At 64.7% G+C, this 16514-nt stretch carries 10 protein-coding genes and 1 CRISPR repeat array; of the genes, 3 read left to right on the forward strand and 7 right to left on the reverse strand.

Annotated features, from left to right (window positions below; all coding sequences use genetic code 11):
• Positions 1–48 precede the first annotated feature (48 nt).
• Positions 49–3979: direct repeats of the CRISPR family, unit length 28 nt; unit sequence TTTCTGAGCTGCCTATCCGGCAGTGACG.
• A gap of 129 nt (positions 3980–4108) precedes the next feature.
• From cas6f to csy1, 4 genes are read right to left on the reverse strand one after another with little or no spacing between them, the layout of a single operon-like run.
• The gene (gene cas6f / locus ZRA01_RS17735) at positions 4109–4672 is read right to left on the reverse strand and encodes a type I-F CRISPR-associated endoribonuclease Cas6/Csy4 (RefSeq protein ID WP_141354696.1); all 564 of its coding nucleotides are present in this window, start codon (positions 4670–4672) and stop codon (positions 4109–4111) included.
• 3 nt (positions 4673–4675) lie between these two features.
• Positions 4676–5695 (reverse strand): type I-F CRISPR-associated protein Csy3, encoded by a 1020-nt coding sequence (csy3, locus tag ZRA01_RS17740; RefSeq protein WP_141354698.1) that lies wholly within the window; start codon positions 5693–5695, stop codon positions 4676–4678.
• A 25-nt stretch (positions 5696–5720) separates the two neighbouring features.
• Positions 5721–6707 (reverse strand): type I-F CRISPR-associated protein Csy2, encoded by a 987-nt coding sequence (csy2, locus tag ZRA01_RS17745; protein ID WP_141354700.1) that lies wholly within the window; start codon positions 6705–6707, stop codon positions 5721–5723.
• On the reverse strand, positions 6704–8068 hold the full coding sequence (csy1, locus tag ZRA01_RS17750) for a type I-F CRISPR-associated protein Csy1 (RefSeq protein WP_141354701.1): 1365 nt from the start codon (positions 8066–8068) through the stop codon (positions 6704–6706). The genes csy2 and csy1 overlap by 4 nt, the downstream gene beginning before the upstream one ends.
• 391 nt (positions 8069–8459) lie before the next feature.
• Between csy1 and ZRA01_RS17755 the strand changes: the two genes are divergently transcribed.
• Entirely contained in the window at positions 8460–8738 is a 279-nt protein-coding gene (locus ZRA01_RS17755) for a nucleotidyltransferase family protein (protein ID WP_141354702.1), read from the forward strand.
• 70 nt (positions 8739–8808) lie between these two features.
• On the opposite strand, the gene cas3f is transcribed toward ZRA01_RS17755, so the two are convergent.
• The 3 genes from cas3f to ZRA01_RS17770 all read right to left on the reverse strand — a co-directional run bounded on the left by cas3f (position 8809) and on the right by ZRA01_RS17770 (position 14219).
• Positions 8809–12189: a type I-F CRISPR-associated helicase Cas3f gene (cas3f, locus tag ZRA01_RS17760; protein ID WP_141354703.1), complete on the reverse strand. Its 3381-nt coding sequence runs from the start codon at positions 12187–12189 to the stop codon at positions 8809–8811.
• Positions 12186–13163 (reverse strand): type I-F CRISPR-associated endonuclease Cas1f, encoded by a 978-nt coding sequence (cas1f, locus tag ZRA01_RS17765; RefSeq protein ID WP_141354704.1) that lies wholly within the window; start codon positions 13161–13163, stop codon positions 12186–12188. Before cas1f ends, cas3f begins: the two co-directional genes overlap by 4 nt.
• Positions 13164–13238: 75 nt before the next feature.
• Complete coding sequence (locus tag ZRA01_RS17770; protein WP_141354705.1) at positions 13239–14219, reverse strand: helix-turn-helix transcriptional regulator; 981 nt, start codon at positions 14217–14219, stop codon at positions 13239–13241.
• Positions 14220–14375: 156 nt separating this feature from the next.
• Between ZRA01_RS17770 and ZRA01_RS17775 the strand changes: the two genes are divergently transcribed.
• Positions 14376–15617 carry an exonuclease SbcCD subunit D C-terminal domain-containing protein gene (locus ZRA01_RS17775; RefSeq protein ID WP_141354706.1) on the forward strand — a complete coding sequence of 414 codons (1242 nt, stop codon included), beginning with the start codon at positions 14376–14378 and terminating at the stop codon, positions 15615–15617.
• The coding region (locus ZRA01_RS17780; RefSeq protein ID WP_141354707.1) for an AAA family ATPase at positions 15614–16514 on the forward strand (901 nt) is incomplete at its 3' end. The genes ZRA01_RS17775 and ZRA01_RS17780, both read left to right, overlap by 4 nt.

A 16514-nucleotide genomic window follows, 5' to 3' on the forward strand; every position in this document is an offset into this window, starting at 1 on the left:
GATCCGGCAGTGACGTCGTTAGGCATGCCACGTTGATTATCGCTCCACTTTCTGAGCTGCCTATCCGGCAGTGACGAAACGGGCCTCTCGAAATAGATTGGGCCATCTTTTCTGAGCTGCCTATCCGGCAGTGACGTGCACAAGCGCGAGTACCTGTATTTTCAAAATTTTCTGAGCTGCCTATCCGGCAGTGACGACCGAATGTTCGATAGTGCTGATGGCGCTAATTTTCTGAGCTGCCTATCCGGCAGTGACGTGACAAACAAGCGTATTGCCATGTATGCGCTATTTCTGAGCTGCCTATCCGGCAGTGACGACTCTTCTTACCTTGTATCCAGGAGCGCGACTATTTCTGAGCTGCCTATCCGGCAGTGACGCTACGCTCCGAATCAGCGTGGATCAATACGTTTTTCTGAGCTGCCTATCCGGCAGTGACGTCCTGGGCGGCCTTCAAGTGGCCTTCGCCACGTTTCTGAGCTGCCTATCCGGCAGTGACGATGAGGCCGGCATCATGCGCAGTGTTGGGCAGTTTTCTGAGCTGCCTATCCGGCAGTGACGGCCGAAGCCTACATCGTCGATGACCAGACCGTTTTCTGAGCTGCCTATCCGGCAGTGACAATTCTGTTTGCAATATTGAGCACGAGCGGGGTTTTCTGAGCTGCCTATCCGGCAGTGACGTTATCCTCATCGCAGAGCGCGAGGGTTTCGCGTTTCTGAGCTGCCTATCCGGCAGTGACGGAGCAGGTGGCGGCCTCCGACCTGCCGACGGTTTTCTGAGCTGCCTATCCGGCAGTGACGACGACCCTCCGGCGTGTTTCCGAGAATCGGATTTTCTGAGCTGCCTATCCGGCAGTGACGATCGGCCGAGGCAGCATCCAGGGCGACCTCGATTTCTGAGCTGCCTATCCGGCAGTGACGCGGCTGGCGAGGTAGCCGTCAATCAGGGCGGATTTCTGAGCTGCCTATCCGGCAGTGACGTTGATCACCCGGGCCCGCATCGCATGCCCTACTTTCTGAGCTGCCTATCCGGCAGTGACGCGTCACCGTCGCCCTCGACGCCCGCCTGCCCTTTTCTGAGCTGCCTATCCGGCAGTGACGTTCCCATTGATCTGCTCGCCCATCACCGACAATTTCTGAGCTGCCTATCCGGCAGTGACGACCGCTCTTCGGGTCGACGGCAGATTGCCCCATTTCTGAGCTGCCTATCCGGCAGTGACGTTGTCGAGATCAGGCTTCGCCTTCTCATGCCGTTTCTGAGCTGCCTATCCGGCAGTGACGAGCTCCAAGGCTGAGTTTCTGCGCGACCGGGATTTCTGAGCTGCCTATCCGGCAGTGACGACCGGGTGCCGCAGCATTGGGGCCGGCAGCTGTTTCTGAGCTGCCTATCCGGCAGTGACGGCGATGGGCGTGACGCCGCTTGAGCTGGATCATTTCTGAGCTGCCTATCCGGCAGTGACGGCTTCCTGGCGGGTGGGCAGCTCGGCGCCGATTTTCTGAGCTGCCTATCCGGCAGTGACGTTGCTCGTTTGCTGTCAGCTCGGTGCTGGGATTTTCTGAGCTGCCTATCCGGCAGTGACACCCCTCACCTTGTGACCCCCGCCCTCGCCACTTTTCTGAGCTGCCTATCCGGCAGTGACGCTGGTGTTGCCGATGGTGCCGCAGCCGGTGTTTTTCTGAGCTGCCTATCCGGCAGTGACGTCCGCGGCTTCGGGGACGTCGATGAAGTAGCCTTTCTGAGCTGCCTATCCGGCAGTGACGTCCTGGGTGGTCGATTCGCTGTCATCCGAAAATTTCTGAGCTGCCTATCCGGCAGTGACGCCACCCACCGCGCCCGACACCACCAGCTGCCCTTTCTGAGCTGCCTATCCGGCAGTGACGGCCCCGGCCTGCGAGAAGACGCTGAGCACGATTTTCTGAGCTGCCTATCCGGCAGTGACGGCCAGCTCGGCCTGGTGCTGGCCGAGGTAGGTTTTCTGAGCTGCCTATCCGGCAGTGACGCGATCAGGCTACCGGCAAGCCCGGTTCCCACCTTTCTGAGCTGCCTATCCGGCAGTGACGGCCGTCAGCATCAACAAGACGATGGCCGCGCTTTTCTGAGCTGCCTATCCGGCAGTGACGTATTGCTCGTACTCGGTACCGGCGCCCTCGTTTTTCTGAGCTGCCTATCCGGCAGTGACGGGAACGCATTGCACGTCGGCGGCGGCGCGGCGTTTCTGAGCTGCCTATCCGGCAGTGACGCCGATCTTGGCGCCTGCACCTATACTGCCCCATTTCTGAGCTGCCTATCCGGCAGTGACGATTACGCCGCCCGGGCGGCCAGTGTTGGCACTTTTCTGAGCTGCCTATCCGGCAGTGACGTGGTGGGCACTGGCTGCGCTCCCGCTGCTCCTTTTCTGAGCTGCCTATCCGGCAGTGACGCGTTGGTCAACAAGGTTCCCGGCCTTATCTCTTTTCTGAGCTGCCTATCCGGCAGTGACGACGGCCCAGCTGCCGCTGGCGTTGCTCATGAGTTTCTGAGCTGCCTATCCGGCAGTGACGGCTGCTGCGCCTCGAGATCGACGACGACGAATTTTCTGAGCTGCCTATCCGGCAGTGACGCGCAACGTGACCCACTGGGCCTATCGGCCGGATTTCTGAGCTGCCTATCCGGCAGTGACGGCGTACTCGATGCGATCGGCGCCCGAGGCGGCTTTCTGAGCTGCCTATCCGGCAGTGACGGGGCCGGCCTCACGGCCCCCGCGCAGCAAGCCTTTCTGAGCTGCCTATCCGGCAGTGACGAGGAAACATTGAAACCGGCGCGTGCAGCAATATTTTCTGAGCTGCCTATCCGGCAGTGACGTCCAGCTGCTTCTCGCTCCAGAAGAACGGGATTTTCTGAGCTGCCTATCCGGCAGTGACGCCGGCGCACGACCTAGCGATTGCGCAGGGTCTTTTCTGAGCTGCCTATCCGGCAGTGACGGCTGGAGATCAGCACGCCGCCTGCTTCGCGCATTTCTGAGCTGCCTATCCGGCAGTGACGTCAACGAATTCTTTGACTCGAATCTCGGCGAGTTTCTGAGCTGCCTATCCGGCAGTGACGAGTCTCGCAAGTTCCCTTTCGTTTGCGCATGATTTCTGAGCTGCCTATCCGGCAGTGACGAAGGACACCGCGATGTTCCGCTTCAACTCCTCTTTCTGAGCTGCCTATCCGGCAGTGACGGACCAGCCATTCCCACCTAGCCTTCTCTTCCATTTCTGAGCTGCCTATCCGGCAGTGACGCGCTCATGTCAGCTGATCCGCTCGGAGACGTTTTTCTGAGCTGCCTATCCGGCAGTGACGGTTTTCGGCAAGCTGCATATCCTCCGCTTCCTTTTCTGAGCTGCCTATCCGGCAGTGACGGGTGCCCGCGGGGTCTTGAAACATCGTGCTCATTTCTGAGCTGCCTATCCGGCAGTGACGATCCTCGCGGTATCCGTGGCAGGTGGCTGGCTTTTCTGAGCTGCCTATCCGGCAGTGACGCAACAGCCGGCCCTGGCGGGTGCGCTCGAGAATTTCTGAGCTGCCTATCCGGCAGTGACGGACGCCGTACTGCCCCATCAGCTTCTGAGCCTTTTCTGAGCTGCCTATCCGGCAGTGACGGTCGTTCTTCACCACCAGGCCGGCCTCGGCGATTTCTGAGCTGCCTATCCGGCAGTGACGCCATGTAGGACAGGCGCAACGAGGCCGCAGCGTTTCTGAGCTGCCTATCCGGCAGTGACGCTCGCGGCCGGATTGCAGCTCGAGCTCCTCGATTTCTGAGCTGCCTATCCGGCAGTGACGACCTGGCCGAAGTGCCGGCCCGCTACATCTATTTTCTGAGCTGCCTATCCGGCAGTGACGACCATTCCGCCGATAGAGCTGCCACCCTCATCTTTCTGAGCTGCCTATCCGGCAGTGACGGGCATTCCATTCACGCGGGCGATCAGCTCGACTTTCTGAGCTGCCTATCCGGCAGTGACGTAGAGACTACCAGTCTTGAGTGCCTGATTGTTAAAGAGAAACCCAGCTTTTCAGCGCCCCCACCCAAAAACTGCAGCCCCCGCCAAGGCCCCGAAACTCAAGGCTTTTGCGGGGGCGACAAAAAAAGGGTCAGAACCAGGGGATGGTTGTTGTCGGGCTGAGACCGTAGCTTCCGAAGGTGCCCGGCTGGGGTTCGTCCACAACGGGCAGATGCTCGATGAAGAGGCGGAACTGCTGCCCTGTGCTCCGGCTGGTCAGCAGGATGAAAGGCAAATCGAGCTGTTCGGCACGGCTGTCCGGAATGGCTGCCAGGGCTTCTTCGGGGGAGACGCCCTTCCTCGCGATGAAGCGGCGGCGCTCCCGCTCCGGATTGCTGTGGGCCTGCACGCGCCGGACAACCCGATGACGCGCACCGGCCGGCACCGGAGCGGGGCCGTCGATGGCAACGTGATCACGCATGCCCGTCAGCCAGTCAGCCCCCATGAAGTCACGCAGATCGGCAGCGCTGCCGTGCAGGCGCAGCCGACTCCCCAGGCCCCGGTGAGTCTCCTTGACGTCTGGAAAGCTCACCCCGATGGTACCTTCTCCATGGCCAACGAGGCCGCGGTGGAACTTGCTGAACAGGGCGTTCATCAGGGTCGTGGCGGGGAACTCCGGGTCGGGGAGAAGGCGGATTTCCAGGTAGTGGTCCATGGTTCAACCCGCCTCGCCGAAGACCCCGCCACGGATCAGGGTGGCGATGACGAAATGCTGCTGCTCCGTGGTTGGCACCTTGTCCTTGATAATCCAGTTGTCGAGCAGGGAGTAAAAGTCATCGCTCTTGCGGGGCTGTCGATAGGCTTTGCCGCGGGTGGTCACGGAGCCGTAAGGCTCCACGGCAATCGGGCCCAGTTCGTCGACTTCGGGATACCAGGTGTCGATGGTGCGGATGGCGTTGCCGACCTTTTGGGAGTGGAGCCCTGCGGTCCCATCCACTTCGTAAAGCGTCCTGCTCTTGTCGCTCCGCGCCTTGTCTAGGATGAGTTCCTGGGACGGGAAAACCTCCTGCCCGGCACCGACCCGCACATACGCGGACACCTGCAGGAGCACGTGACCTTTTCCGGCCAGGCCGTCACCGATCAACTGCGCCAGTTCATCGAGTGCAGTGGCGCCCTGCTGGGGCGCTGCAAAATCGCGCAGGGAGAAGGCCAGTGCATCAAATATCCAGGTATTGCGGGCTTGCCCGCCAACCAGATGGGCCACCTGGACTTCCACCGTTTCGGCGCCAACCCGATTGCGCCACAGGAAGCGGCCGTTGGCGAGGTTCGAAGCATAGCGGCGTGCCAGCTCGCCAAAACCGTTGGCAGCCACATAGCCGCTCACCGTGTCCATGAGCTTCTTTTGGTAGTCGGCGTCGTTGCAGGCGGAGGGCTGGCCGGTGCCCGAGAGGACACGCAGCGTGAAAACGACCTTCAGGGTGTCGGCCTGGTTGGGCAGCGCGGCCACATCGACCTTTTGCAGATTGGGGTTCTCGATCGCGGCATCGAGCTTGGCGGGATCCTGGTCTTTGGTTTTGAGGCGATTGGAGATGGTGCCGCGCACGGATTTGACCTTGATCTCCACCGGCGGCCAAGCGGCGCTGGTACTCCGGTCGTCCCAGCTACCGGCAAAGAAGAGGGCATCGGAAGGGTCGAGCTTGCGTTCGAATGCGAGGACGGAGGCAGTCTTGAGCGTCATGATTTATTTCCTTTCAGGATGGAATTCAGGCGTGTCGGGCTGTGGCGGCAAAGTCGTTCCGGCAGCGGTAAAGGCCGCCATCGATATCGCTATGGCCATACCAGAGCAGTTCGCGGGGGTGGCCGAGCCGGTGCGGGCTGATCCACTGGCCGATGGAGTAAAGGCTTTCGACAAAACGAAAATCGGTGCGTGAATCGCGGGCGTTCTTCACGCTGCCGGCGGGGTGCACCTCGGAAAGGGCGCCATAGCCCACTGGGATGGGCACGATCCAGCCTTCCCTGGGCTCGGGTTTCCACTCGACCGTCTTTCGCTCGGTGTCGGACGGCGCGCCAGGCTCCGGCCTCCAGTTGATGCGGGACAGGTCGAGCAGGGCGTCAAGCGCGTTAGCGGTAGGCGCGGTGGCCTGCAGGTGGCTCAGGCGCTGGGCGAGCAGGTCGTCGCGGCAGACCAGCGCGAAGCCGGGCAGCCAACGGCGGCGCAGGAGCCGGAACTGCTTGCGTGCCTCGGTCGGGTCTTCGGCCAGGCGGATCAACTCTGCCCCACGGTGGGCATTGGCGCCGCGTGTCGGCAAGATGCTGCCGCCCGCAATCCGCATGCCGGCCAGCGTTTCGGCGACCGTATCGGCAAGGGCCTTGCGGGCCTCGGCCTCTGCCAGGATCATTTCGCCGGACACCCCGAACACCAGGGTGATGTCGAGGTGGATGCGGCCTTCCTCGACGATGGCTGCGGTGCTGCCATCCTTGTCCACCGGGTTGCGGGTGAGCCGGAAGGCCTTGGTGTAGCCGCCTTGAGTCACCTGCTCGTCAAAGTGGTGGCAGATCACGCCCACGCTGTCGAACGCCATGCCGATGCCGTTGGCGCAGAGCTTGCGCTCCAGCGCCCACATCAGGCCGAGGAAGGCGGTCATGGACGGAAAGCCGTGGGTCAGCGGGCTGGAAATGGCGTTGGCGTTCTGGATGCGCAGACGGGGCAGCACCAGCAGGCCCTGGCTCTCGGGAAGTGTGGTGCTCATACGCCCTCCCTTGTCGGAATGTAGCGGGGTGCGTCGAGTTGCCCGCGCAGTTCGTGTAAGCGCTGGGCCCAGCCCTGCTGCAGGAGCAGTTCGGTCTGCCATTGACGTACTTCGACATCGCCGAGCGGCAGATCCGGGCCCATCTGCTTGTTGAGCCAGTTGCCAAAACGGCTGCCGACCTCGGCGGGCCAGTCCATCTTGTGCCACCGGTCACAGAAGGCCGTGTCGTCATCCGCATTCTCCAGAACGCGGCCGGGGTCCAGCCACAGCTGCTCGACCTCGGGAAGGCGGCAGCGGGTGTCACGGCTCCATCCGGCGGGCAGCGTCATCTGGAGGCGCTCGGCAAAGTCGACCAGGCCATCGATCAGGCTGTCGATCAAGCCCTCGCGCCGGTCGCGGGTTTCCATCGTGGGCGGCGGGTCCGAGCGCAGAAAGTCGCGCAATTCGCGCACCTGCGCCCAAACGCCCTCGCTGTGCCCGAAGCGGGACAGCACCGAATCGACGTACCAGGGCGCCTGGACTTCACGGTTTTTCCAGCGGGGTGGGAGGGAGGGCAGCAGGTAGTTGCTGCCGCCGCGCTCGCTGTTGAGCTGGCTGATATTCTGCGGCTTCGTGCCTCCGAACTTTTGGACCGCCAGGTCGGGATACTCACGGCTCACGCCGTTGTGATCAAGGCGTTCCCACCTAGCTTTCTGTGCCGCTTTGGCCGGCTCGCTGAAGCGGTCTTCGTTTATCGTACGAAATACAGTGTGGGCAAACGAGCTGGCATACAGCGGCGCCAGCAGATGGAAGTCGCCATCGTTTGCCGGGTCGTCGCCGGTCAGCCAGTAGAGCTGCTTGGCCAGGCCGTGGGAGGCCGGGATCTCGCTGGCAGGCTCGGTCACGCTGTTGAAAGCGTCGGCCCACGCCTGAGCCCTCTCCTGATCGTCGGAGAGTGCAGCGAGGAGATCTGCATCGTCTCGCTGCATCCATTCCAGCAAGGGGCGCTCTTCCACGGCGACCTTGAGAAACTTGTAAACATCCAGGGCCGCGGCGTTGCCCACCACGTCGCCAGCAAAATCCGCACTCAGCACATGGCTGCCCACCTCGCAGTGGCTTGGCAGTGACTCCGGGGGACAATAAAGATTGGTTCCCCGCGCTTCAGGGTGAATGGGTTTGAGGGAGTGGGTGACGGTCTGGATTTGCGCAACGCGCCGCGCAGCATCAGCCAACCAGGTTTCGGGGGCGTACTGCGCCAACAACTCGCTGCGCTTCGGGTCGTCGTCTGCGAGTTTGTCGAGCTTGCTCGCCAGGCGCTCCTGGAGAAAACGCTCGATGGCCGCGCGAAACAGGGCGCTGCGGTCTTGCGGAGAATCGGACATGTGATACCTCTTGCTTGGACAAGCTATCGGCTAGCCGTAGAATCCCCGAAGCAACGCCTCGGGGTCTGTTTTACAACAACTTCAATCGACTCTTCTGATCGTGCGATGGTCAATCACACCCGTATCCTCCTTCCTGCGGCGAAGTCCCGTAGGTGGATGCCCGGCTGCCCAGCCAGTAGCGTTGCAATCCGCCCCCGAGAGATGGCAGTCTTTTGGGGGTATCCATCAAAATGAACCTATTCACTGTTAGGTGATAGTAATCGACAAGGGGAAGGTACGCCGTCTACTAGACTTGCGCAACTGCCGCTAGGCAGCTCAGAAATATTCGCCGTTTGGTGAGCAAGACACTTAACTGCCGGACAGGCAGCCAGAAATACGATGAAGCCCTCCGATGCCCTCCAACGGAACAGCCATGCCGTCCTCGAGGCGGCGCGGCGCTTCCATTTCAAACAATCCAAGGGTGTTCGGTTCGGTATTGCGGGGCACGGACGGGGACGACAGCGACCTTGACCTGCTGGTCGACCCGTCGCCGGAAACCACCCTCTTCGATCTGGGTGGCCTGCAGGTCGAGCTGGAAGCCTTGCTGGGGGTGCCGGTGGATGTGCTGACACCGGGCGATCTGCCGGCATGTTTTCGTGCCCAAGTGCTTGCCGAAGCGAAGCCAGTGTGACGATTGACTGCCTGCCCGCCGCCCAAGAGCGGCACGCCCGTCGCTGAGCCAGAACGTCCGTCGCGTCTCATCACCGTTCCTTCGTAAAGCCCAGCGCGGGATGAAAGCGCCACCCCTGTTCGCTGTCGGGCAGGCTGAGCGTCCCATTGCGTTGGGCACAGGCCAGCAGCGACATCTCCAGGGATTCAGCCAAGGTGGTCAGCGCCTCCAGGTAATCCGTTTCACCCCACGGTTCGATGCGCTCCCCTCGCACTCGGCTGTCTGGAATGCGGTGGTTCTGGCTGTTCTCGATCTGCACGTAGATGGACTCCCATTTCTTCTTGCCCGGATCGATCCGGTGGAGGGCGTAGTCGTCTTCGTCCTCCGTGGGCAGCAGGGCCAGATCCACCCTCGCCATGCTGTCGTCCCGAAAGCGCTGTTGCTGGGGTAGGACTGCGGTCAGCCAGACCTGGGGCGTGCTCCAGTGGCTGGCTGCGTTCAGCGCGGTTTTTGGTTTCTGGCCGGAGCGGAGCTGACGGGCGGTGAGCGGGGTTGCTGGAGTCGCCTGTGCAAGCATCTGCTGGCGCATGCGGGCGTGCTCCAGGTCCACTAGCCGACGCGTCGGCTGCAGTTGCTCGTCGGGCCTTGGGAGAATGCGCGGTCGGGCGTCGATGACCCGGATCTCCTCAGCATCGAGGAGGTCGGCGAGCCGGTGGGTGTGAAGCCGGAAGGGCTCGTCGTCCCGCTCGAAGCCGGGCCGGCAGAAGGCCGCCTTGCCCGGGTTTTCGAGGTGCTTCAGGTTGGTATCGAACACCAACAGGTTTGCCGTTTCGACAGAGCCGGGGCGATGTCGGCGGATGCGCCCGGCAAGCTGGATCAGCGAACGCACCGACGATGGCTCGACGATGGCCCAGTCGTAATCGTGATCGCGCCCGACCTCGGTGACCGGCGAGCCGAGGACGATGAACAGTTGATCTGGCTCCGGGCTCCGGTCCAGGCGTTCGCGAATATCGGGCAAGTCGAATACGGCATCGGGCTTGCGCCGGTTCAGGCTGGCATCCAGCCGCGTTTCGATGGCAGAGCGGATGAGCAGCGGGTACTGGGAGTGATATACGCACAGATGCAGCCGATACCCTTCAGGCATGCCTTCGGTGTAGAGCGCGAGCGCCACATCGAAGAGTGGGTCGATATTGGCCATCCGCACCAGGCCAAAACTGACCCGCTTGCCGGTCGTGGTGTCCACGCTGTGGTGGCGCCCATGGAGGCGCAGCGCGGCTTCGCGGACCGCAGCCGCGAACCCGGTGCGAATGTCGGCAGCCGCCCGCCCGCCAGCTGGCAGGGGGAGGAGTTCGCCGAGGCGCCTGACGGAATCCTTGGCCAGACGGGCATGCCGCTTCAGCACGAAGCTCCGGTGCGCGTCCAGAAAGCCTCCGCTGTCGGCACAATCCTGCTGCACCTGGTCGAACTCGTCGAACCACGCACAGCAGACCGACGGGGCTTCGCCCGGGCGCTCCCCCCGGTTGCGCTGATACCAGGCGCGGCCGTCCAGATAGGCGAGGAACAGGCCTTCCACCAAGGCCGGTGGCAGGGTGGCGGAGGACAGCAGCACACGACTGCCGAGCAGGCCGGCCCAGTGCACCAGCCGGGTCAGGGCCGGCAGATCGTCGATGTCGAAGTCGTCCGGCTCGTCCAGGACGAGGTCGCCACTCAGTAAGCGCAACATCGGTGCGATCTGCCTGCCGCCGCGCTGGCTCTCGGTGGCAGGGGTCAGATGGTCGACGGTGCACACCAGCAGCGGTGCCGCCAGCAGGGAGCGCACCTGGGGATCGCGGGACAGGCGCTGGAGCAGCGGATGCTCGGCGTTGCCCTCGAACAGGACATGCCCGTCTTCCGGGAGCAGGCTCTGGGACGATGCCGAGCCGCTTTGCTCGGCCTGACGCTCGTGGAACTCGAATAGCTCGCGGCTGGCCGCTCCACCTACCTTGATGGCCAGTTCATCGTCCGACAGGCCAAGCAGGTCGCGAAAGGCGCGGCCGGTTTGCAGCGTTAGCGTCCGCAGCCCGAGAGCGAAGGCGCAGCGCATGCCTTTGAGCGGGTCTGCAAGCGCATTCATGATGCGGGCGTTGGCCAGCGTCTTGCCGCAGCCGGTGGACGCCATGTTCACGATGAACGCGCCCTGCTGGGCTGCCCGCTCGCGCATGGCCGCGGCCGTATCCGTGGCCCGGTCCTGCCAGCGGAAGCGGGCATCCTGGCTGCGTTTGCGCAGCCCCTTGTGGCGGGCCAGACGCGGCAAATGAAGCTCGAAACCGGGGAGTGCATGGTTGATGACTCCGGCGTGCTTCGTCACCCCCAGCAGATGCTCGTCCAGGGTCTGGTTGCGGGCACCGGTATCCCGGCGCGTATTGGCGAAGAGGGGATAGTCCTTCTCCCCCTGCTCGCGCTCGCTTTTTTCGGTCAGGCTGGAGTAGTGGTGGTCGGCGAGCATCAGGCTGAGGCGAGACAGGTGCATGGCAAAGGGGTCGTTGCACCAGTTGCGAGCAGGCGCTGCGCGATGTTGTTCGAGCAAGCGCCTGGCGATTCTGGCCGCTCGCTTGCGCCATGCCGATACAGTCACCGGCAGGCCGTGGGGAAATTGCCAATAGGCCTCGATGGCTGTGCGGTCTGGCGTGCCGGCGAGCTCGTTCCAGTCGGCGTCTACCTTTTCCAGGAGATTCGTCAGCTGTTCGGCGCGAAAGTCGGGCACCTTCGCCCCCAGCCAGCGATGGCCGCCCTTGCCGTCCTCTGCGGGCATGATCGGTAAACGGTGGTGTGTGAGGACCAGCCACGCCACAGCCCGGGCCAGCGGCGGCAGGATCGTGAAGGGCTTGCTGTGGCGGGCGGCCGGGTCCAGCCCGTCGCGCAGGAGGCGGCCGTCGGCCAGCCAGCGGGCATCATCGGATGCGCTGGGCTCGATCAGGCGTAGCAGCCACGCTTCATCGGTCGAGTCGCCGACAAAGGCCTGAAAGAGCCGCAGGGAAATCCACTCATGCCGGTACACATTGCGTGTGCGCGGCGCCCCGGGCAGAAGCCGCTCCTGAAAGGCGCGGCAGGCTTTGCCTAGATCGTGCAGCATGGCCGCCAGGGAAGTGAGCAGGTGAATGCCCTGAAGGCCATGCCAGTCGTTCTCGCTCTCACGGCGCAGGATATTCCGCTTCGTCGTATTGGTGGGCACCGCACCCCGGGCATTGAACTGCCTCCCATCCCCCACCACCCACAGCAACTCGCTGTGGTCCTTGCCGCGTATCCAGTGGCAGGCTACTGCCGTGTTCTTGCGGGCGGTCTTGCGTAGCAGGCGGTAGAGGGTGTCGAGGCCTTGCTGGGTGATGGCGGTCTGCCAGCTGCGGTCGCCGCGGCGTTCGGCGAACTGGTCGAGGATGCGCCGGGTTTCAGTCAGGGCGTTCTTGGAGCACTGGGAGATCAGCAGGACGTTCATTGCGCTTGCCTGCCGATGTCGAGGGCGATGGCCTTGACCGTGTCGATCATGAAGTCGAGGGCTTCGGCCTGCACGAGGCTCTCGATGCACGCCTCGCGAAACCCCTGTTCGTCGTCGCCGCGCATCGCCGAAATGAAGGCCTGCGGGAGGATCACCGCATCCTTGATCAGGTCGGCGATGTCGAAGACCAGCCCGCCGCGGCGGGTCTTGCCGTGCAGCACGGCGAGGCCGTGGGGCAGGCCGAGCACCCAGGCGGCGGTGGCGCCGAGGCCGTAGGCGAGGTAGTTACCGTGGTCGAGGAAGCGGTTGGCCGGGTCGCTGCCGCTGCCGTTCTTGGCGCGCACGAAGTCGCCGTAGCCGGTGGCGTCGCAGGCAAGCTTGAAGAGCTTTTTGGTGAGGCGGGCTTCTTCGGTGAGCAGGGCCGTGTTGTCGGGCGCGAGGTCGATGTGTTGGCGCGACTGGGCGAGGGCTCCGTTCAGCCTTTCGCTGGCGATGCTGAAGCCGCCGTCGTTCAGGCGCCGGTTGCCCACCCAATGCAGTGCGATGCGTTCGAGCCGGGCGCGCTGGACGGCCTTGGCCGCGGCCAGCCGGAGGCTGTCGTCGAACCAGAACCGCACCCAGTGCTGCAGGTATTCCGTCGGGCGGTATTCGCTTTGTGGCGAGAACCAGGCCACTTCGATGTCCATCTCGTTGGCGCTGTACAGCGGCGTTCCACCGCCACCGGAGAAGCCGACCATCACCCCGGCCTTGGCGAGTTCGCGCATCGCGGCCTGGGTAATCGAGGTGCCGGTGCCGAGCAGCACGACCGTGGTGTTGGCGATGGGGATGTTCCAGTAGAGCGACTGCTTGCCCTCGTCGGTGACGTATTCGACGCGGCCACCCTTCACGAGCACCCGGCAATGCTGCAAGTAGTACAGGTTGGCGCGCTTGGAGTGGAGGATGGTCTTGAGGTCCGACGGTGTGAATTGATCCATGGAAGCGCTCCTGCCATATGTCATTCGATGGGGTGATTGTGCGGAGGGTGGTGGATCACCAGGTGAGCCCGGCCCTCACTCGCCGGCATATTTTTTGTGCATCGAGGCGAGTTCGGCCAGCAGCAGGCTGCGCAGGCTCTCGGGCGCCAGCACTTCGCAATGGGCGCCGTGCTTGAGGATGTCCATCAGCAGCTCCCGGTGGTCCGCGTAAGGCACTTCGAGCACGTAGCGGCCGTCAGCCTCGACGCGGCTCTTCTGCGCCGGATGCCAGAACTCGGCCGCCACCCAGCGGCTGCGCTCCGGCGAGAAGCGCAGGGTGGCCCACTCCAGCCGGTCGCCGGCGAAGATCCCGTAACCTGGGCCGAGGACGGCGTCGAGGGTCGCCTGGGGAACGTCCCGGGCGGGGGTGTCGATAAGCTCGACATCGCGGATCGAGTCCACCGCAAAGTTCCGCAAGCCACCGCGGAGGTGGCACCAGGCGTCGAGGTACCAGTTTTCGCGGTAATGGACGAGGCGCTGGGGCGAGATCTGGCGCTGGCTCTCCTCGCCCCGACCGCGGGCGAAGTAGCGGATGGACAGCCGCTTGCGCCGGAGCAGGGCCGAGCCGACCTTCTCGAAGTGCGCCAGCTTGATGCCGCGTTTGCCGATGCCGACGATCAGCACCCGGCGGCGTACCTCTTCGGCCGCGTCGTCGGCGGCGCCGAGCAGCTTGTCGAGCCGTCTGACGAGCGGCTCCACGTGAGGCGCCAGCAGCCCGCCAGGGTCGAGGTTGGCCAGAAGGTGCTGCATCGTCAGGAGGGCGTGGATTTCCTTGTCGGAGAACCACATGCCCGGGAGTTCCGACTGGGCGGTTTCGGCCCCCGGCCTGTCGAGGGTGTAGCCGCCCAGCTCGGCATTCCATTCGATCGGCACCTGGAAACGGTCTCGCAGATACTGGATGTCCCGTTTCAGGGTGGCGGGCGAGACTTCAAGCTCATCCAGTAATTGCCGGGTGCTCACGCTGCGTTGCTGGCCGAGGCGCTGGCGGATCAGGTAAAAGCGTTCGGAGCGATCCATGGGAGTGGGCGGATAACGTCATTTGGGTTGATTGACTCCGATAGCATACATTCGCGGCGCCGCTGTAGGGCCCGCATCTGTCAATCCAGCCTGCCGCCGCGCGGCATTTCCCCCTATCCTTCCACCCCCACCCACCTTCACCCGCAGCCACGCCCCATGCGTCTCCTCCACACCTCCGACTGGCACCTTGGCCAGAGCTTTCATCAGTTCGACCGGCGGGCCGAGCATCAGGCGTTTCTCGACTGGCTGCTGGGCGTGCTGGAGGCCGAGGTGGTGGATGCGCTGCTGATCGCCGGTGACGTGTTCGACAACAGCAACCCGTCGGCCCAGGCCCAGGCGCAGCTGTACCGTTTTCTGGCCGAGGCGCGGCGGCGGGTGCCGCAGCTGGCCATCGTGATGACCGCCGGCAACCACGATTCGCCGGGCCGGCTGGAGGCGCCGGCGCCGCTGCTGTCGGTGTTCGACGCCAGCGTCATCGGCCACGTCGGGCGGCAGGGCGACCTCGACGCCGCCCTTGGCCGGCTGCTGGTGCCGCTCAAGGACGCCGCCGGGCGCGAGGCCGCCTGGTGCATCGCGATGCCCTTTCTGCGGCCCGACGACCTGCCCCGTGTCGAGGGCACCGACGACCCCTACGCGGCCGGCGTCGCCGCCCTCTACCGCCGCGCCTTCGAGCTGGCCGCCGAGCGGCGCCAGCCCGGGCAGGCCATCGTGGCGATCGGCCACTGCCACCTGGCCGGCGGTGAGGTATCCGAGGATTCCGAGCGGCGCATCGTGATCGGCGGCGCCGAGGCGCTGCCGGCGGGCATCTTCGACCCGCGGATCGCCTACGTGGCGCTGGGCCACCTGCACCGCGCCCAGAAGATCGGCGGCGACCCGACCCGCCGCTACTGCGGCAGCCCGCTGCCGATGTCCTTCTCCGAGGTCGGTTACCGCCACCAGGTGGTGCTGGTGGACCTGGCGGGTGAGGGTGTCGCCGAAACCCGCGAGATGGTGGTGCCACGCAGCGTCGAGCTGCTCCAGGTGCCTGCCAAACCCGCGCCGCTGGACGACACTCTGGCTGTGCTTGGGGCGCTCGACCTGCCCGACCGCCCCGAGGCTCAGTGGCCCTACCTGCACGTGCGGGTGCAGCTCGAAGGGCCCGAGCCGGGCCTGCGCGCCCGCATCGAGGAGGCCCTCGTCGGCAAGCCGGTGCGCCTCGCCCGCATCGAAACCACCACCCTGCGCGGCGCGCTGCCCGACGCGGCGCCGGCCCTGTCGCTGGACGAGCTCAACGCCCTCAAGCCCGAGGCCTTCTTTTTGCGGCTCTACCAGCAGCGCTTCGGCAGCGACGCACCGCCCGAGCTGATGGCCGCCTTCGGCGAGCTGCTCGACGCCCCGGCCGCGGAGGGCGCGGCATGAAGATCCTCGCCATCCGCGGCAACAACCTGGCCTCCCTGAAGGGCGAGTTCGAGGTGGATTTCCGGGCCGAGCCGCTGGCCTCGGCCGGCCTCTTCGCCATCACCGGCCCCACCGGTGCCGGCAAGAGCACGCTCCTCGACGCCCTGTGCCTGGCGCTGTTCGAGCGTACCCCGCGCCTCGCCCGGGTCACCGGCCGCGGCGAGATCCCCGACGTCGGCGAGCACTCCACCCACGTCGCCGACCCGCGCACCCTGCTGCGCCGCGGCGCCACCGAAGGCTTCGCCGAGGTGGACTACGTTGGCCGCGAAGGCGCCGCCTGGCGCGCCCGCTGGACGGTGCGCCGGGCCCGCAACAAGCAGGGCGGCAAGCTGCAGAACACCGAGCTCAGCCTCACCCGCCTCGCCGACGGGCAGCTCGTCGGCGGCCACACCAAAAAGGAAACCCTGCAGGCCATCGAGGAGAGCATCGGCCTCAGCTTCGAGCAATTCACCCGCGCCGTGCTGCTCGCCCAGAACGACTTCGCCACCTTCCTGAAGGCCTCCGACGACGAGCGCGCCGAACTGCTGCAGACCCTCACCGGCACCCAGACCTACAGCCAGCTCTCGCAGCTCGCCTACCAGCGCATGAAGGCCGAGCAGGACGCCCTGGCCCGCCTCCAACTGCAGCTGGCCGACCAGGCGCCGCTGGCCGCCGAGGATCGCCAGGCCCGCGTCGCCGAAGCCGCCGCCCTCGCCACTGCCCAGGCCGAGCTCGCCCGCCAGAAGGCCGCGCTCGACGCGCGCCGCGAGTGGTTCCGCCACCTCGCAACCCTCCAGCAGGCCGTCGCCGAGGCCGAGCGCAAGGCCCTCGATGCCCACGCCGCCCGCGACGCCGCCGCCCCGCGCCGCGCCCAGCTCG

Origin of the sequence: Zoogloea ramigera (assembly GCF_006539865.1) — a bacterium.
Classification (GTDB): Bacteria; Pseudomonadota; Gammaproteobacteria; order Burkholderiales; family Rhodocyclaceae; genus Zoogloea; species Zoogloea ramigera.